Source organism: Desulfovibrio sp. (genome assembly GCF_034006445.1).
GTDB lineage: Bacteria > Desulfobacterota > Desulfovibrionia > Desulfovibrionales > Desulfovibrionaceae > Desulfovibrio.
On sequence record NZ_JAVESS010000020.1, the window covers coordinates 1 to 17,920 of the forward strand.

The 17,920-nt window shown below is 58.9% G+C and carries 16 protein-coding genes and 1 tRNA gene; 4 read left to right on the plus strand and 13 right to left on the minus strand.

Going from position 1 to position 17,920, the window contains the following annotated elements:
- The 5 genes from RBR41_RS12325 to RBR41_RS12345 form a co-directional block, all read right to left on the minus strand.
- On the minus strand, window positions 1–824 hold an 824-nt coding region (locus tag RBR41_RS12325), incomplete at its 3' end, for a hypothetical protein (protein ID WP_320352921.1).
- Between the two features lie 233 nt (window positions 825–1,057).
- Window positions 1,058–3,052: a tRNA uridine-5-carboxymethylaminomethyl(34) synthesis enzyme MnmG gene (gene mnmG, locus RBR41_RS12330; protein ID WP_320352922.1), complete on the minus strand. Its 1,995-nt coding sequence runs from the start codon at window positions 3,050–3,052 to the stop codon at window positions 1,058–1,060.
- A complete protein-coding gene (locus RBR41_RS12335) occupies window positions 3,045–4,286 on the minus strand; it encodes a M20 family metallo-hydrolase (RefSeq protein ID WP_320352923.1) in 1,242 nt (413 codons plus the stop codon). The genes mnmG and RBR41_RS12335 overlap by 8 nt, the downstream gene beginning before the upstream one ends.
- Window positions 4,287–4,947: 661 nt before the next feature.
- Window positions 4,948–5,211, minus strand: coding sequence for a PxxKW family cysteine-rich protein (locus RBR41_RS12340; protein WP_291302464.1), 264 nt, complete (start codon window positions 5,209–5,211; stop codon window positions 4,948–4,950).
- Between the two features lie 233 nt (window positions 5,212–5,444).
- Window positions 5,445–6,767, minus strand: a complete 1,323-nt coding sequence (locus RBR41_RS12345) for an amidohydrolase (RefSeq protein WP_320352924.1) — start codon at window positions 6,765–6,767, stop codon at window positions 5,445–5,447.
- 371 nt (window positions 6,768–7,138) lie between these two features.
- Here RBR41_RS12345 and yajC point away from each other — a divergent pair, with 371 nt between their 5' ends.
- The 3 genes from yajC (at window position 7,139) to secF (ending at window position 10,401) form a co-directional block, all read left to right on the plus strand.
- Window positions 7,139–7,483: a preprotein translocase subunit YajC gene (gene yajC / locus RBR41_RS12350; protein ID WP_232088254.1), complete on the plus strand. Its 345-nt coding sequence runs from the start codon at window positions 7,139–7,141 to the stop codon at window positions 7,481–7,483.
- A gap of 222 nt (window positions 7,484–7,705) precedes the next feature.
- A complete protein-coding gene (secD, locus tag RBR41_RS12355; RefSeq protein WP_320352925.1) occupies window positions 7,706–9,280 on the plus strand; it encodes a protein translocase subunit SecD in 1,575 nt (524 codons plus the stop codon).
- A 17-nt stretch (window positions 9,281–9,297) separates the two neighbouring features.
- Window positions 9,298–10,401, plus strand: a complete 1,104-nt coding sequence (gene secF, locus RBR41_RS12360; RefSeq protein WP_320352926.1) for a protein translocase subunit SecF — start codon at window positions 9,298–9,300, stop codon at window positions 10,399–10,401.
- A gap of 759 nt (window positions 10,402–11,160) precedes the next feature.
- On the opposite strand, the gene RBR41_RS12365 is transcribed toward secF, so the two are convergent.
- The 8 genes from RBR41_RS12365 to RBR41_RS12400 all read right to left on the minus strand — a co-directional run bounded on the left by RBR41_RS12365 (window position 11,161) and on the right by RBR41_RS12400 (window position 16,694).
- Window positions 11,161–11,427 (minus strand): RNA recognition motif domain-containing protein, encoded by a 267-nt coding sequence (locus tag RBR41_RS12365; protein WP_179979921.1) that lies wholly within the window; start codon window positions 11,425–11,427, stop codon window positions 11,161–11,163.
- A gap of 220 nt (window positions 11,428–11,647) precedes the next feature.
- Entirely contained in the window at window positions 11,648–12,493 is an 846-nt protein-coding gene (gene arsM / locus RBR41_RS12370; protein ID WP_320352927.1) for an arsenite methyltransferase, read from the minus strand.
- A gap of 55 nt (window positions 12,494–12,548) precedes the next feature.
- Window positions 12,549–12,908 carry a metalloregulator ArsR/SmtB family transcription factor gene (locus RBR41_RS12375; protein WP_320352929.1) on the minus strand — a complete coding sequence of 120 codons (360 nt, stop codon included), beginning with the start codon at window positions 12,906–12,908 and terminating at the stop codon, window positions 12,549–12,551.
- Window positions 12,909–13,196: 288 nt separating this feature from the next.
- Window positions 13,197–13,796: a phosphatase PAP2 family protein gene (locus RBR41_RS12380; RefSeq protein ID WP_320352930.1), complete on the minus strand. Its 600-nt coding sequence runs from the start codon at window positions 13,794–13,796 to the stop codon at window positions 13,197–13,199.
- Between the two features lie 270 nt (window positions 13,797–14,066).
- Window positions 14,067–14,142: transfer RNA gene (locus RBR41_RS12385), tRNA-Ile, on the minus strand.
- A gap of 278 nt (window positions 14,143–14,420) precedes the next feature.
- Window positions 14,421–15,584 (minus strand): SufD family Fe-S cluster assembly protein, encoded by a 1,164-nt coding sequence (locus RBR41_RS12390; RefSeq protein WP_320352931.1) that lies wholly within the window; start codon window positions 15,582–15,584, stop codon window positions 14,421–14,423.
- Window positions 15,581–16,375 (minus strand): ABC transporter ATP-binding protein, encoded by a 795-nt coding sequence (locus tag RBR41_RS12395; protein WP_320352932.1) that lies wholly within the window; start codon window positions 16,373–16,375, stop codon window positions 15,581–15,583. The genes RBR41_RS12390 and RBR41_RS12395 overlap by 4 nt, the downstream gene beginning before the upstream one ends.
- Complete coding sequence (locus RBR41_RS12400; RefSeq protein ID WP_320352933.1) at window positions 16,368–16,694, minus strand: hypothetical protein; 327 nt, start codon at window positions 16,692–16,694, stop codon at window positions 16,368–16,370. The genes RBR41_RS12395 and RBR41_RS12400 overlap by 8 nt, the downstream gene beginning before the upstream one ends.
- Window positions 16,695–16,846: 152 nt before the next feature.
- Here RBR41_RS12400 and rfaD point away from each other — a divergent pair, with 152 nt between their 5' ends.
- Entirely contained in the window at window positions 16,847–17,818 is a 972-nt protein-coding gene (rfaD, locus tag RBR41_RS12405; RefSeq protein ID WP_320352934.1) for an ADP-glyceromanno-heptose 6-epimerase, read from the plus strand.
- Window positions 17,819–17,920 lie beyond the last annotated feature (102 nt).

Sequence of the window (17,920 nt, forward strand, 5' to 3'; positions counted from 1 at the left end):
TCAAGTACGGCCCAGTTGGTAAACTCCGTGCCGAGTACAAGAGCCGGGTTTGGCCCTTCATGCACACGGGCGTGCAGAACGGAACAGGTGCACCAGAAGGTGACAATTTTTTCATCCTTGCCCATGTGGTAGATGATGAGACAAAGTAACTGTGAACCTTTGTCCAGGTCAACTGGCTTGATATCCAGATCTTCCATGGGAAAGCGCAGGGCCATGCCTGTGGCTGAAATATTTTCGACCTGAACGGGCTCTATTTCCATGCCGCGCTTGTAGTGCAGCAGGGGATTGCTGATCTCGGAGGTGTTGCGTGGTATGGGTTTGCTGGAGCTCAGCTCCCACACGCCGATGACGCGCACTTTGTCCTTGGGGGGCTTCACGCGGATAAAAACACGCTTTTGCCCCGTGGAGAGGTCTTCGGGCGAGGCCAGACGCAATATGGATTTTTTGCGTCTTGGCTCCACGCTCTCGATGACAGAGCGAAATTTGTAAAATGCGGGGCCCTCGGGCAGGCTGGCGCGAAAATACACTTCCACAGTCACGCCCGCCAGTTCCCGCGATATGTAGTTCAACACTTCCATGCCCAGTGATGTGGGGGAAATGCTTTGCAGCAGCGCGGCCAGGCCTTTATGGGAAACGGCCTTGTCCAGGATGTTGATGTCAAATATTTCGTTTTGCGCCTGGGCTGTTTCCAGCATCTGGCGGATAATGGCCTTGCGCCGTGCCACCTGCTGCTGCCGCTGTATATATGTCTGCGCGACAATGGCCGTTATGCAGAAAATTATCAGCAAGGCAATACAAACCAGAAGAAGTTGTGTACCCGTCATATGTTCACCAATATATATATATTGCTGTGCAACGAGGCAGCTGTAAGCAGCGCAGTTCAACATTGAGAGTTACGTTCTCAACAGTACCGTCATCCAGATACGGCGCAACAGCACAGATAAACCGCGCTTGGGCCTTCGCAGTAAGCGCCTGCTTTTGCAAGGGTCAGAGCACTTTCAGCGTGAAAAGGCTCAAGTGCCGCAGTTGGACGCAAGAACGTCCACCGCCGGATGCATCAGAGCAGTCCCAGCTTGTGCAGATGTATTTCCAGACAGGCCACGGCCGCTGGCGTAACCCCGGAGATGCGCCCTGCCTGGCCCAGACTGAGCGGGCGAACCCGGCCCAGTTTTTCCGTCACCTCACGGGAAAGTCCGACTACTGTGGCATAATCCATATCAGGGGGCAAGGCCGTGGATTCGAGCTTTGCCGTGCGCGCCACAAGCTCCCGCTGGCGCACCAGATAGCCCGCATATTTGATTTCCGTTTGTACGCTCTCGCAGGCCGCAGTTCCGGCCAGCAGCATCTCTTCTTCCAGAAAGGCCCCCAGTTCGGCTGCAGGCCCGTCGGGGCTGGCCCGCAACAGGGCCGCGATTTCGTGCAGGCCCATCTCCGGCCTGCGCAGCACTTCCGCCAGGGTGCGCCCGGCGGGCAGGCTTGCCGCCGCATCTCCGGCAATAACGGATGCAGCCGTGGCGTCAGGACTGCTGTAATTGCCGCCATTGCCGCCATTGCTGTAATTGCTGCCATTGCCGCCATTATACTTGTCGGCTGGAATGCGCTTTTGCTCAAGTCCGGCGCGCAATCGTGCCGCAGCATCCTGTTTGCGGCAGAACGCGTCCCACTGGGCGTCGCTCACAAGGCCCAGATTGCGGCCCAGGGGGGTCAGGCGCGTGTCCGCGTTGTCCTCGCGCAGCAGCAGGCGGTGTTCCGCCCGTGATGTGAACATGCGGTATGGCTCCTGCGTGCCGGCGGTGACAAGGTCGTCCACCAGCACGGCCATATAGGCCTCGTCACGGCCGGGCAGGAAGGGCGGCATGTCACGCAGGCGGCAGGAAATGTTCAGTGCCGCCCACAAGCCTTGCGCCGCGGCTTCTTCATACCCCGATGTGCCGTTGATCTGCCCGGCCAGCCACAGACCCGGCACGGCCTTGCTTTCAAGGGTGGGCATGAGCTGTATGGGATCGGAAAAATCGTACTCGATGGCATAGCCGGGGCGCAGCATGACGGCGTTTTCCAGGCCGCGCACCGCGTGGATCATGTCCAGCTGCACGTCCAGCGGCAGGCTGGTGGGAACGCCGTTGGCATAGACCTCGGCGCTGTGGAGCCCTTCCGGCTCAAGAAATATCTGATGGCGCTCCCTGTCGGGAAAGCGGGCCACCTTGTCCTCGATGGAAGGGCAGTAGCGCGCGCCCGTGCCCTTGATGATGCCCGTGAACATGGGCGAACGGTCAAAGCCGCTGCGGATGATCTCGTGCGCGCGTTCGTTGGTCCAGGTTATGTGGCAGGACACCTGGGGCAATACAGGGCCGGGCCCGTGAAAGCTGAACGCCGGAGGCGGATTGTCGCCCTTTTGTTCCTCCAGCACCGAATAGTCGATGGAGGAGTTGAGCAGCCGTGGCGTGGTGCCGGTTTTCAGGCGGCCCAGCGTGAAGCCAAGGGAGCGCAGGCTGTCTGAAAGGCCGATGGCCGGGGCGTCGCCCAGGCGGCCGCCGGGGATGCTGGTAAGACCCATGTGGATGCGCCCGTCCAGAAAGGTTCCCGTGGTCAGCAGCACGTGGCGGGCGGAAAAGCTGAGTCCCTGGGCCGTCTGCACGCCGGTGACGCGATCGTCGCCGGAGGATATGCCAATGACGGAATCCTGCCAGATGCGCAGTCCGGGCGTGGAGTACAGGGTTTTCTGCACAACGCGCTGGTAGGCCAGGCGATCCATCTGGGCGCGGGTGGCGCGCACCGCAGGCCCCTTGCTCATGTTGAGCACGCGAAACTGTATGCCCGCCGCGTCGGCCCACAGGCCCATCATGCCGCCCAGGGCGTCGATTTCGCGGGTCATGTGCCCTTTTGCCAGGCCGCCGATGGCGGGATTGCAGGAGAGGTAGCCCAAACGGTCAAGGTTGCCGCTCACAAGCAGCACGCTGTGGCCCATGCGGGCCAGGGCCACGGCGGCTTCGCAACCTGCGTGGCCGCCTCCGGCCACGATACAGTCAAAAATGGCGGTGTTGGTATCAGACATGTGCGGGATTCATAAGTATATGGGTGAAAACCTGGGCGTCCTTGATTGTCGCCGTAATGGAAGAACTCTCGTTGGGCTGGTGGCAGGTGCCCGCAAGGCAGCTCCATACGGCGGCGGCAAGGCCGCGCTGTCGCAACTGGGCCGCCACCGTGGCGCCGCCGATGCCGAGGGTTCTGGCCTCGACGCCGTAAATGCGGGCAACCGCAGCGCTCAGGGCCGTGACCACCGGGCTCGTTTCGGCCACGCAGGAGGCGGCCTGCCGCTGTACCACGCTGATGGCTATCTGCACGCCGTACTTTTGCTCCACTTCGGCGGCCAGAGCGCGCATCTTGTCCAGCACGGCTTCCGGGTCAACCTGGGGCAGCAGGCGGCAGTCCACATAAAAAACGTCACTGCCGGGCACGGTGTTGATATTGGGCACGTTGGCCTCGTGCTTGCCGGGCACAAAGGTGGACATGGGCGGGCTGAACAGGGTGTTGGTATCCCCAAAGGCGGAGCGCAGGCCATTGTGGCAGGCCAGGGCCATTTCCGCTCCGGCCAGAAAGGCGTTGCGGCCCTTGTGCGGGGTGGAGGCGTGGCACTGAACGCCGGTAGTGCGCACCTTGAGCCAGAGCTGGCCCTTTTCGGCCACCTCGATGACGTCGCCCCGGCGGGAACCCGCATCGGGCACGATATACAGGTCGTCAGCGCTGAAAAGTTCGGGAGCGGTCTTGAGGATATGCTCCAGGCCGTAGGCGCTGCCTGTTTCTTCGTCGGCCATAAACACGAGGCCCAGGCTCAGTTCGGGCGTGATGTTGCGCTGGCGCAGTTCTTCGGCCAGCAGCAGCATGCTTGTCACGGCCTGCTGGTTGTCTTCTACGCCGCGCCCGTAGAGCAGATCGCCTTCACGCCGAACCTGCCAGGGGTCAGAGACCCAGGCAGACAAATCGCCGGGGGGCACAACGTCCATATGGCCGAAAAGCCACAGGGTACGCTTTTTTCTGCCGGGGATGCGCACTACAAGGTTGGGGCGCAGGCCCGAAGACACGCGGGAATCCGGGGCGTCAACACGTAAAATATCTGTTATGCCGCAGGCCGTGAGCCATTGGGTGATGAGCGCGGCCTTGGCTTCTTCGCCGTCGCCGCCGTTGTCGGGCCCAAGGGCAGGGCAGGCGGTAAGGGCGCTTTGCAGGGCCACCACACGGTCTTCACGGCCCGCGAGGCCGCGTAACAGGGCGTCCATATCCTTGTGCATGTGTTCCTCCCCTTGCTTCAGAGCCTTGGTAGTAAAATCGCGCTGGCGTCTGCAGGGCGGGCGTTTGCCGCCCATAGTGCTGTTGGCGCAGGTGCGGCGTAACAGCGCTCTGCCCCGTTCACGGCTTGCCGCCATCCAGCCGGGCCTGACCGCAGACGCGCGTAACAGCAGCAGGCCACGTATCAGCAGACGCGCGTAACAGCAGCAGGCCGCGTATCAGCAGACTCGCGTACCGAGGCTGAAAACGCAAGGGGCTGCGCAAGCAGCCCCTTGGGGAAAATCTGCGGAACAACGCTGCCCGGCCTGGATCAAAGGAAGCACTGATTAAAGAGCCTCCTGGAAACGCGCAGTTATTTCGTTTGGCAAGGCGCGATCTTTTTTTGAAGCAGGAGTGGACTCTTCCGTCCTCGACTGTTTCAAAAAAAGTGAAGCAAGTCCGCCAAACGGAATAAATCAGCGTTTCCTTAAAGAAACGGAAAAACGGCTCAGCGCCGCACGGGCGAACCCGTTGACGGAACAAAAGCCGAAAATCCGATGTCTTCCATCCATGTCCGTATACGGGCAAAAACCCGTACCTGGCCACTCCGCCTGCGCGGGCATATCCGCCCTCCGGCCTGACAGGAAAAATCCCAAGGCGTTCGAAGGGGTGACGGCCTGCGGCTTAACGGCCCTTGGCGGCGCGCTTGGACGCCTTGAGGGGGTTGACCTTGGCGCCGGAGCCAGCCTGGGTCTTGATATGGGTGGCAAAATTGCAGCGACCGCCAACCCACTTTTTGGAGGGCACGGGGTAGCTTGAGCAGAACTGCTCTTCACCAAATTCGCGCACGCGGTCACAGCCAGTACACTGTTCCACCACCGGCGAAAGAACAAAACCGTTAAGCACCACACCGTCAGCGGTCTTGGTGGCGTTTTCCAGAGGGGTCATAGCAAAACCTCCATGCGCAGAAGCGCCGTATTGCAAAATAGCGGCGGCACAGGGCCGCCGATTCGGAATGGAGAAATATAGCTGAACTTGCGTCGCTGTCAAGAGGGCGAGGGGTGGGAATTTCCCGCCGGGAGCCAGGCCGTCGGGTTCTGGGCATCAGTAGGGCTTCGCGCTTCCGTCTATCCGACAGATTTTGCAGGCGATCAGCCCCGCGAGGGCTACCTTACGCCAGCCTACGCCAGCCCCGCCGCGCGGCGCACAAAATTGCGCACCTGGGTCATTTCGCGGCACAAAGCCTCATAGTCAAAGCGGGTGTATTTGCCGTCCAGATACAGAATTTCGCCGTCCACCATGGTCATGCGGGTTTCCATCCCCGTGGCGGCGTAAACGAGGTGGGAAACAACATTATAGACGGGCTGCATGTTGGGGGAGGTCAGGTCAAGTGCCACGCAGTCCGCGGCCTTGCCCACAGCAAGGCTGCCCAGGCGCTCGTCATGCATGGCGGCGGCTCCGCCCAGAGTGCCCATGTCAAGGACGGTCTGCGCGGGCAGAAGGGTGGAATCCATGCCCGTCACCTTGTGCAGCAGGGCAGCGCGCCCCATTTCTGTAAACATGTTCAGCCTGTTGTTGCTGGCGGCTCCGTCCGTGCCAAGGGCCACGGCCATGCCGCGCTCAAGCATGGCGGGCACGGGGGCCACGCCCGAAGCGAGCTTCATATTGGAGGATGGGTTATGGGCCACCACTGCCTTGCTGGCGGCCAGGCAATCAAGCTCGTCAGGGGTGACGTCAACCACGTGGGCAAGAATGCACGGGGCGTCCAGCAGGCCCATGCGGCGGCAGTAGGCCACGGGTCGGCTGCCGTGCGTGTGCAGGCATATCTGCGTTTCTTCTGTGGTTTCGGCAAGATGAACGTGGAGCGGCAGGGCCAGTTCGTAGGCGAGGTCGCGGCAGGCCGACAGTATTTCCGGGGTGGTGGTGTAGACGCTGTGGGGATTGACGGCCACGCGCACCCGTGGGTGGCCGGCATATTTTTCAGCCAGGGCGCGGGTATTTTCCAGCGCGGCATCGGGGCCGGGGACGGCCGCCGAGGGAAAGGCGAACACCACTTCGCCTCCCAGGCAGCGCAGCCCGGATTCTTCGGCGGCGGCAAGGGCCGCCTCCTCAAAAATATACATGTCAATGTAGGACGTGGTGCCGGTGCGCAGCATTTCGGCATGGCCCATGAGGCTGCCCAGGCGCACGATTTCAGGGGTAAGCTTTTGTTCGACCGGGAAGATGCGGTTGTTGAGCCATTCCATCAGGGGCATGTCGTCGGCGAGGCCGCGCAGAAAGGTCATGGCGGCGTGGGTGTGGGCGTTGACAAGGCCCGGCAGCAGCACGCACTGGCCAAGGTCAACCTCCTGCTGCGGCTGCCAGCGGGAGGCCAGTTCGTGACGCGGGCCAATATCCGCCACAAGGCCGTCCAGCACCGCCATGCTGGCGTTTTCAAGAACCGTACGCTCTCCGTCCTGGGTGGCGATGAGGGCGGCGTGTACAAGTGTATGGCAAGGACGCATGGCAACTCCCGCGACGATGTTTGCAAAAAGATTCTGTATCCCTGTCGGGCTGGTAATGGCAAGGCCGGGCAGGCGGAGGATCATGGCTGTAAAAACAGGTAGGTTGCATTATTTATTCAATAATTTTTTTTGTTGCGATGTCGGTATCAGGCGGTTGCGCTTTGCTCGAGAACCATACCATCTTGTGCAGCGCGGGAGGAGCGCCGCTTTGCCGCGCGGGGTGCGGCGGAAAGGCTTGCAAGATTGAGCGCCAACGTATATAGAAATTCGCTGGTATTGTGCGCAAATCGGCTTTGAGGCGGCCTTGGGGCTGCCTGGCTGTGTGCGTGACGTTCAGGACAATGACTTTGCTACACCTTTGGAGGTGCGTTTTGTTTGAATCAGTAGCCTACGCCATGGGCACCCCCCAGGCCGGTGCCGGCCCCGCCAGCGGAACCGACATGCTTATGCAGTTCCTTCCCCTCATCGTGATGTTCGTCATTTTCTGGTTTCTGCTCATCCGTCCCCAGCAGAAGCGGGCCAAGGCCCACAAGGCCATGCTTGCCGAACTCAAGCGTGGCGACCATGTGGTCACGTCCGCCGGACTGATTGGCCGCATCCTTGAAATCGACGATGAGCAGGTGCTGCTTGAAAGTGGTGAGTCCAAGCTGCGCGTTACGCGCGGCGCCATTGGCGGCCTTGTGCCCGGTAAGGGCGGCAAGGACGACAGCAAGTAGCATCTCTGGTTTTTTGTCATGTCCGGCCCGTGGGCTGGCCTTTGCCAAGGCCGGCTCAGGGGCTTTTGACCCTTGGAACGGGCGGCATGACCTTGGTGCGCGCCGTGTTTGCGCGCCGTTCAGCCGCTGTGTGCCTCGCCCGGCTCGCAGTTGCAAGGCTTTGGGCGAGCCGTGCCCTTCAGGGCATGCTGTGCTTTAAATCTGTTGTTTGGAAGGTGAACGATGGGTCTGCGCTGGCGCTTGATCTTGGCTTCGTTGGTATTTTTGATTTCTCTTGTGTACGCGCTGCCCAGCGTGCCCGTTATCGGGCCCGCCCTGGAGCGCGTTTTGCCGTCCAGCAGGATCAATCTCGGTCTTGACCTCAAGGGCGGCATACACCTGACGCTGGGCGTGGACGTGGCCAAGGCTGTGAGCAACTCCCTGGCCATTGCCGGGCAGGACCTGCGCCGCATGGCCCAGGACGAAAAAATAGTGGTGCTGCGCCCCCGCGTCCTGAACGGCACGGCCCTGGAATTTCTTTTGCCCCGCGCCGATAATGAAGCCAAGCTGCGCGAAATCCTGGCCCGCCATTTTCCCCAGCTGACCGTGGGTCAGCCCCAGGTGGGCGAAGGTGGACAGTTGCGCTATGTGGCCCGTTTCACGCCAGCCGAAGTCAAGAGGATTGAAGAACTGTCCCTTGACCAGGCTCTGCGCACCATCCGCAACCGTATCGACCAGTTCGGCGTGGCGGAACCCGATATCCGCAAGCAGGCCGGCAACCGCATCCAGGTGCAGTTGCCCGGCATTTCCGACCCGCGCCGCGCCGTGCAGATCATCGGCCAGACCGCGCACCTTGAATTTCATCTGGTTCGTGAAGATGTGGACCCCAACAAGGCCGTACTGCCCGCCGGGGTAGTGGTTCTGCCCATGCTGGAAAAGACCGCCGGGCAGTCCGAGGGACGCATCGCTGTTGAAAAGGACTCGATGCTCACCGGCGAAGACGTTGCCGATGCCCGTCCTGCTTTCGACAACATGAACAAGTCCTATGTGACCATGAGCTTCAACACCCGTGGCGCGCGTATTTTTGAACGCGTGACCGGCGAGAGCGTGGGACGCCGCATGGCCATCGTACTTGACGGCAAGGTCTACTCCGCGCCTGTCATCCGCGAGCGCATCGGCGGCGGCAAGGCAAGCATTTCCGGCAGCTTCACCACTGCCGAGGCGCAGGACCTGGCCATCGTGCTGCGCGCGGGCTCGCTGCCCGCCCCTGTTTCCGTGCTGGAAGAACGCAGCGTCGGCCCCTCCCTGGGGCAGGAAGCCATTGACAGCGGCGTGCGCGCCGCCGTTGTGGGCGCGGCGGCCGTAGTGGTTTTCATCGGATTTTATTACGGACTCAGCGGCCTTATCGCCAACCTCATGCTCTGTTTCACCATGCTCATCGTCATGGCGGGCATGGGCGCTTTTGGCGCTACCCTGACCCTGCCTGGCATCGCGGGCATCGTGCTGACCATCGGCATGGCGGTGGACGCCAACGTGCTGATCTACGAACGAATACGTGAAGAACTGCGCCTGGGGCTCACGCCGCTGGCATCGGTGCGGGCTGGCTTTGACAGAGCCATGGTATCCATTACGGACGCCAACCTCACGTCCATCATCGTTACAGTCATTCTGTACCAGTTCGGCACAGGGCCCATCAGAGGCTTCGCGGTAACCCTGGGGCTGGGCATTGTTGCCTCCATGTTTACGGCCATCTTTGTTTCGCGGGCCATTTTTGAAGAATGGGCGCGCCATTGCGGTCCCAAGGGTCTGAGCATCTAGCGCGCCGGGAGGCTGTCATGAGTTTTACCTTTATCAAACACGACACCAATATTGACTTCATTGGCAAGCGCTTCTGGGTTTACGGCGCCTCTGCCGTGCTTATCCTCATCGGCATTATTTCCGCCGTATGGGGCAACGGCCTCAAGATGGGCATCGACTTCGCGGGCGGCGTCATCGTGCAGGTGCAGTTTCAGGAGCCAGTGGCCGACGAAGCCCTGAAAAAAGGTCTGGATACTCCGGCCCTGCCCGGCATCACCACCCAGCGCTTCGGCGAGGGCGGACGTGACTATCTGCTGCGCTTCAGCAGCGCTGAAAACGCCGATGCCACGCATTTGCGCACCACGGTGATGGACTCGCTGGCGGCTACCTTTCCCGGCAATACCGCTGAAATCGTACGCCTTGAAATCGTCGGCCCCAAGGTGGGCGCAGACCTGACCAACAAGGCCCTCAGTGCGCTGTACTACGCCATTCTGCTCATCGCGGTGTATATCTCCGGCCGTTTTGAACAGCGCTGGATGGCTGGCGCCATCATGGCGGCTGCCCTTTGGGGCGGTATTTACGTGGCCGGGCTTACGGGCCTTGGCATGGGCTGGCTTGTGATGCTGGCTCTGGGCATAACCATGGTCGTATGCTTTGTGCTGCGGCTCAACTTCGCACTAGGAGCCGTGGTAGGGCTCCTGCACGACGTTGCCATAACCGTGGGCCTGCTCTCGTTGATGAATGTCGAAATCGACCTCAACGTCATGGCGGCCCTGATGACCTTGGTGGGCTTTTCGCTCAATGACACCATCATCATCTATGACCGCCTGCGCGAAAATCTGCGGGCAACGCCTAACCTCGACATGGCGCACCTGATCAACAAGAGCGTCAACCAGACCCTTTCGCGCACCATCCTGACCAGCGGCACGACCCTGTTGTCGACCCTGGCCCTGTTCTTCCTCGGCGGCGGCGTCATTCACGATTTTGCCCTTACCATGCTTATGGGCGTGGTCATTGGCACGGCCTCCTCCATCTATGTTTCTTCCGCCATCCTGCTGGCCCTGGGCGATACGGACTTTTACGTCCGCCTTGTGCAGAAAAAAGACCAGTACGAAAGGCCCGGCGAACACGGCGTGGTGTAAGCCCGCATTCGCAAAAGGCTTTTGATCGACAGACAGAATCCCCGCACCATCTGGTGCGGGGATTTCGCGTTTTCTGTGGCTGCGGGGATGGCGCTGTGAAATGTTTTGTGGGGGAGGGACCCTCTTTTGACCAGATTACCTTTGAAATGTTTCACATTTCAAAGGTGTCATTCTGCCGAAAATGCGATTTGCGGCAGAATCCACGCCACGTTGTGGCGCGCTGCACGGTCGTGCAGCGTTAGTGCGTATAACTTTTGAAAAAAGTTATACGCACTACAAAAGGGTCTCCTCCCCCACGCCCCCACCCCCTAAAATTTTTATTGAGCTTGATTGCGTGAGCCAGAGGCAGCACCTTTCCACACAGATAAAGGGCGAACTTGCCCGGGATGGCAACCGAAGAGGCAGGCGGCACGCTGGCGCACCGGCAGATCAATGATTGGCCGGGCCGTCACGACAGCGCAGTTTATAGAATAATGCGACACACATCCCGCAGAGAGTGGGGAGGATTACGCAGTGCACCAGGTAGAGCGCCTACTGGCAGAGCAGTTGAGGGATTAAGCAGTACACCCGCAGAGCGCATATTGGCAGAGTGTGCAGAGGATTGGCAGTACACTCGGTAGAACGGCGTACGTCAGTGTTGTATCAGGCAACGGTGCACATGATAGAGCAGCACGCGAGAATGCGGAAGGGCGCACAAAAAAGGCGCAAAAAAAAGGCCGCAACTGCTTGCGGCCTTGAATCGTCAGCTAGCGGCTGGAACTACCAGCGGCGGGGAGCGGGACGCTTCTCTTCAGCCTGATTGACGCGCAGGGCGCGGCCTTCAAATTCCACACCGTTAAGGGCGGAAATGGCGTTACGAGCGTCGTCTTCATTCATTTCCACAAAGCCAAAGCCACGGGCGCGGCCGGTTTCGCGGTCAGAGATGAGCTTAACGGAAAGAGCTTCGCCATGAGCGGAAAAGAGATCACGGACGCTGTCTTCGGTAGCGGACCAGGGCAGGTTGCCCACGTAGATTGAGATAGCCATTTGAGACTCCATTTTTGTTGTTCTGGGTGCAGACTTTCCGCTGGAAGCCTTACCCACGTAAGTCTCTGGCAAAAAAAAATACTGGACCCAATCAGTGAAAGCACTCTACGAGGGTCGGAAAAGACTGTCAAGAGAAATGCGCGGGATGCAACTCTGAAAAAGTTGATAAAATTCGTGCCTGCCATAACGCGGGGCCGTAAAACCCGCAATTTTGTAGGGCTTACTCCTTGTATGCCTCAATAGTCAGGCTCACTACAAAATCTGCAAGTTTTTCGCCGTGGGGCAGATTTTTTGCAATTTCTGCGTACAGTGGGTCATTCCAATCCTGCATGCTTTGCACATAGCCGGGATTGGAGCGCAGTGTAAAACGGGAAAATCCGGTTTTTTCCACAATGGCTCTGGTCTGCTCGACCAGAATGGCCCCGCCCACGCACCCCACCAGGGCCTCGGCCATTTGCCGGATATTTTCCGGCAGCGGCCTGAGAAGGGCAAGGTCTGACACCGCCGCCTTGCCGCCGGGCTTCAGGACGCGAAAAATCTCACGCCACACCTGCTCCTTGTCGGGCGAGAGATTGATGACGCAGTTGGACAAAACCACATCAACGCTGCTGTCGGCCACAGGCAGGTGTTCGATTTCTCCCAGGCGGAACTCCACATTATCAAGTCCGGTGAGCTGACTGTACGACGCGATGTTTTTTCGCGCCTTGTCGAGCATTTCTGGCGTCATGTCCACGCCGATGACGTGCCCTGTTGCGGTCACCTTTTCACCAGCCTGAAACGCGTCAAATCCGCCGCCGCTGCCAAGGTCAATAACCGTTTGTCCGGGCATGAGCGCGGCCATGGCAACAGGGTTGCCACACGAAAGACCCATATTGGCGCCTTCAGGCAAACGGGCAAGGGTTGCGGCATCATAGCCCAGCGTTTGCGCCAGTCTGGCGGGGTCGGCGGCATTGCTGCGCTGGCCGCAACAGCACGAGCGCTGCTGACCCGAAGCTATGGCCGCATAGCCGGAACGGACGGTTTCCCTGACCTGCTGGCCATCTGCGGGAGTGCTTGAGATCTTCATGCTTGTGCCTTTTATTTTAATATTTCACATACTGTTGAACTGTTATGGTAAAAAATTACCTGCAGCAGCGCTCAGGCAGCACCGCAGCCGCCACCGTGCTTTGCGCCCGGAAGCGCTCGCACTGTTCCGGGTGGCCTGCACAGCACTCTTCCGTAAGATAGGCGATGGTTTCCAGCATCAGTGGGATGTTGGCCCGGTAGCGCAAAAAGCGCCCCTCTTTTTCCACCGTTATAAGGCCAGCGTGCAAAAGCCCCTTGAGGTGGAAGGAAAGATTGGTTCCGGGGAGTTGCAGATGTTTGGCAATTTCACCAGCCACAAGCCCCTCGGGAGCATAACGCACAAGCAAGCGAAAAAGTTGCAGGCGTACAGGCGAAGAAAGGGCTTCAAAAAGAGTGCTGGCGCGGGTGACTTCCATGGGGCAATATTTCAACAAGTTTTGAAGTGTGTCAAGGGGTGTGCGCCTGGGGGTATTTGCGCGGTTCCACATTTGCGCGGATCCACATGGGAGCTACTTCATGTGGGTTCGGCTTCACATGGGAGCGGCTCCACATGGGAGCTACTTCATGTGGGTTCGGCTTTACATGGGTGCTGCTTCATGTGGGAGCGGCTCCACATGGGAGCGACTTCATGTGGGTTCGGCTTCACATGGGAGCGGTTGTTTCCAACAGTTGCGTGATCTGCGCGCCACTGCAGTCTGTTTTTGTCATTGTGCCCATTGTCTGCGCAAACGAAAGCAGCAGTGAACGGCGGCCGCAGCGGCAAAGGCGGTAACAAGCGCGCCCAGCATATCCAATGGGTAATGCACGCCAAGGTATATTCGCGCCCAGGCCGTCGCAAGGCCCAGCAACAGGAGCGCTATGCCTGAAGCCCGCTCCTTGGGGCAAAAGAGCAGGGCAGCCGCCAATGAAAACATGAACGTGCCGTGAAAGCTGGGGAAGGATGCCGTGGGCGCGTGTTCGATGAAGGTGCGCCCAAGGTCAATAACAAAGGGCCGGGGGTTAAAATGCAGCGTTCTTATGGCATAGGCCGCGGCCATGGCCAGGGTCACCGTGAACACGAGACGCAGGGCGAAGGCTTTCTCGGATTTTCGCCGTACCAGTATGTAGAGCGCCATGAGCATGGCGAAAGCTATGGGCAGTTCAGCCAGAAGGCGGGCAGTGGCGAGAAGAAAGAGAGGTGAAGATTCGTCGGCGTTGAGCGCCAGAAAAATTTCGTGATTCAGAGACTGCATGACTGTTCTTTCGCTGAGGTGCTTGATGTGGAAGGCCGCCTGAGTGCGGTTTTTCCGGTTCGACCGGGACATGTTGCTGCCAATGTCAGGGCTGCAGCGGTATTTGGAGCGTGCGCCCCTTTTTAGAGCAATGTAATTTTTAAATTGCTCTGACGGCTGCGTGAACAGACGTTCGCTACGGAGGCGTAAGCGCAGTTTATCTGCGCGGTTAAACGCCGAAGTAAGCGTGCCTTAAACTTTGAGTATGTATATTCTCAAAGTTGATCTGCTCTAAAGCCAAGATGCTTCAAATGCAAAGTCCGCCAAGGCGTGTTGCGCCTCAGCGGACTCTACTGATTGTCTTGGTGGGCCCACCAGGATTCGAACCTGGGACAGGCCGGTTATGAGCCGGAGGCTCTACCAACTGAGCTATAGGCCCCAAGGAGTGGAACTATAGACGCAAGTTGTGTGACGGTCAAGTCAACAAGGCAGAACAGCCGGATTTTCATAACATTGCCGAAGAACTAGAGCATTTTAACTTTGAAAAAGTGTGAATGCTCTAACGCTGTACGAAAGTACAGCGCGCCACAACGTGGCGTGGATTCAGCCGAAAATCGCATTTTTCGGCTGAATGAAACTTTGAAATGTGAAGCATTTCAAAGTTAATCTGATCTAGAGCAGACGGACTTTGAAATGCTTCACGTTTCCAGGTCGCCACTACATGGCGTGGTTGGTTTCAAGCAGGGATATCTGCTCGTCCATGGCTTTTTTCAGCGGCAGGGGCAGGCCCATGATGTCCACATTGAGAAAGCCCCGCACGATGGTGGATGCCGCTTCATCTTCATCCAGGCCGCGTGCCATGAGATACTCAATTTCTTCCTGGGCGATCTTGCCGACGGCTGCTTCGTGGGACAGTTCCACGCCGTCCTGGTTGCTGTCGAGCTCGGGTATGGCGTGGATGCGCCCCCCGCCCAGGATGAGGCCCTTGCATTCGAGGTGGCCTCTGGCGGGCGCGGCGGAAGCGCCGATGAAGCCCCGGTTGATGATGGTGCCGCCCGTTGTGAGGGTGCGCGAGATGATCTCGCCGCGCGTGTCGGGGGCGTTGAGTTCGATGCGGTTGCCGCTGTCCACGTAGGAGCCTGTGGGAGCAACGATGACCGAGTTGAAGCGGGCCACCGCGCCCTGACCTTGCAGTTTCATGGTGGGGTACATCTGCAAATCGGCCACAGGCTTGAGCAGGATGTAATTGTTCTGAAACTCGCCCCCGGCCTCCACAATGCCCGCAGAACGGGGGCGCACCGTGGTGCTTGTGCCCCAGTTGTGGATCATAGTGAAGGTGAGCTTGCCGCCTTTTTCCACATAGTATTCGGTAATGCCGAGGTGGGCGGTGTCATTGGCGTCGTGGGCCGTGGCGCAGCCGCCAAGGATATGCAGCTCCGCGCCTTCTTCAACAATCACGATATTGTGGATGCTCTGACCCGAGCTGTGCCCCTTGATGAACATACAGGACTGCACCGGCTGGCTGATTTTGGCCCCTTTGCGGGCACGGACAAAATAGCCGCCATTGCAGTGTTCGCGCGTGAGCCGGGTGAATTCGTCCTTGTCGGGATCAAGCAGCTTCCAGAAATACTGGGGCAGCCCGTCGAATTTTTTAAGCGCTGTACGGATGTCCATAAGGTCAAGACCTTCATGATTGGTCTGGCAATGGACGCCCGCATGGTTGAGTTGCATGAACGCGCCGCTGACGGAGCGGTCGTTGACGTCAATGCCTGCCAGAACAAGGCGTTCCTTGTCTTCAGCGGGCAGGCTGGCGAGGTCTTCGATGGGGGCGGCATTTTCGTTGCCGCTGAAGCTGTATCGGGAAAGATTGACATTGCTCATTTGAGGGGAGCCTCCGCAATTTGACCAAACGTGTCGCCAGCCAGGCAGCGCAGGCACTCCTGGTAGCCGTGCTTGGCAATGTGCTCCAGAATTTCACGCGGCCCGGCTTCACAGCACAGTTTGCCATTGTACATGACCTGACCCCTGTGCGCGTTGACGTATTCCAGAATATGCCCGGTGTGGGTAATGATAAGGCCGCTTGTGCAGCGCTTTTGCTCACGCTGCCGCAGCGTGGCGCAACATCGTTCCGGCGTGCCGTCAAGCAGGCTGCGCACGGTCTGGCCCACAAGGGTCATGTTCTCAAGGTCCACGCCCGATTCCGGCTCGTCGAAAAGCAGCAGGTCGGGCTGCTGGGCCATGAGTTGCAGGAGCTCAGACCGTTTGATCTCGCCGCCTGAAAACCCCGCGTTGACGTCGCGCTCCAGAAATTTGTCAAAGTGGACTTTGCGGGCCATGGCCAAAATATCCATCTTTCGTCCGCGTCCGCACAGTTCCACCAGTTTGCCCGTGGGCAGCCCGTGGATGGTGGGCGGCCGCTGAAAGGACATGCCAAGGCCAAGGCGCGCCCGCTCGTACATGGGGGCATGGGTTATGTCCGTACCCTTGAAAATAATCTGCCCCCGGGTGACTTCATAGCCTGAAACGCCCATGAGCGTCATAAGCAGGGTTGTTTTGCCGGAACCGTTGGGGCCAAAGAGTATGAATGTTTCGCCGGGTTTTATGTGGAGGTCTATGCCCTTGAGCACGGGAGTACCCTTGACCTCCACATGCAGGTCATTGATTTCAAGCATCGCTGTCTCCAGTTTCACCAAGATATTCCATCACATCGTAATGCACATGATCCAGAATGTGGGTCAGCCTGGAGACGCATTCGTCTCCCACGGCCTTGGCCAGCAGATCCACTATAAAGGCGGCTCTTTTGGCATTGACCAGGGCATCGTAGCCCGGATCCGCACTGTAGGGTATGGCGCTCACTGCGTCGCTGAAGTTTTGAAGCATTTCACGGCTGAGATTTTTGATGGGTTCGGGCTGGTCATTGATATAGGCAATATCGTCCCGCAGCTCCAGCATCACCGGCTTGCCGTGCATATATGCGATGCACACTTTCATGGTATTCCCCTTGGTTTTGCAGATGACGCATAGTGGCAAACTTGTAAGCCTGTGTCCAGTGGGAGCGGCGGTAGAACAGGGTCGGCCCCGGAGCCGCGCTTGCGGTACTGTACGCTACTTGGTACCATAAAAGAGACCATATGGAGGTCTCCATGTATGTGATTACCGGTGGCGCGGGATTTTTGGGCAGCGCTCTTTTGTGGCAACTCAACTGCATGAATATTGAAGATATTGTGGTTGTGGACAACCTGGCCAGGAGCGACAAATGGCGCAACCTGGTCAAGCGCCGCTATGTGGACTATCTGCACAGGGATCAGTTCCTGGATCTCGTGAGGCGCGACGCCCTGCCCTGGGAGGTCAGCGCCGTGGTGCATCTTGGCGCGTGTTCCGCCACCACGGAAAAGGACGCGGACTTTCTGATGGAAAACAACTTCCACTACAGCCGCGACCTTTGCCGTTATGCCCTGGACAAGGGCGCGCGCTTCATCAACGCCAGCTCGGCGGCCACCTATGGCGACGGCTCGCTGGGGTTCAGCGACGACGAAAAACTTGTGCCGCATTTGCGGCCTTTGAATATGTATGGCTACTCCAAGCAGCTTTTCGACCTCTGGCTCCTGCGCGAGGGCTTGCAAAACGAGGTGGTCAGCCTGAAATTTTTTAATGTTTACGGCCCCAACGAGTACCACAAGGGCGATATGCAGAGCGTGGCCGCCAAGGCCCACAGGCAGATCAGAAAAGAGGGCAGCCTGAACCTGTTCAAATCAGACAGGCCGGACATGGCCGACGGCGAACAGAGCCGCGACTTTGTCTATGTCAAGGACTGCACGGCCCTCATGGCCTGGCTGCTGGAGCGCAACGACGTTTGCGGCATCCACAACGTGGGCACCGGCACGGCCCGCAGTTTCAACGAACTGGCCATGTCGGTTTTCAGCGCTCTTGAGCTGCCCTGCCGCATCAACTATGTGGACATGCCCGACACGCTGAAGGGGCGGTATCAGCATTTTACCGAAGCCGCCATGGACTGGCTTGAGCGCGTGGACTGCCCGCTTACCTTTACGTCGCTTGAAGAGGGCATTGCCGACTACGTATGCGGCTATCTTGAAATGGATGATGCGTATTTGTAGGTCTGGTAAAGGCTGAGGTCGCGCGCTCTGATCAGGGCATGAGCCAACTGCCATTGGAAAAGGTCGATCGCATTTGCGAAGCGAGAGCGGCGGGATTCCGGG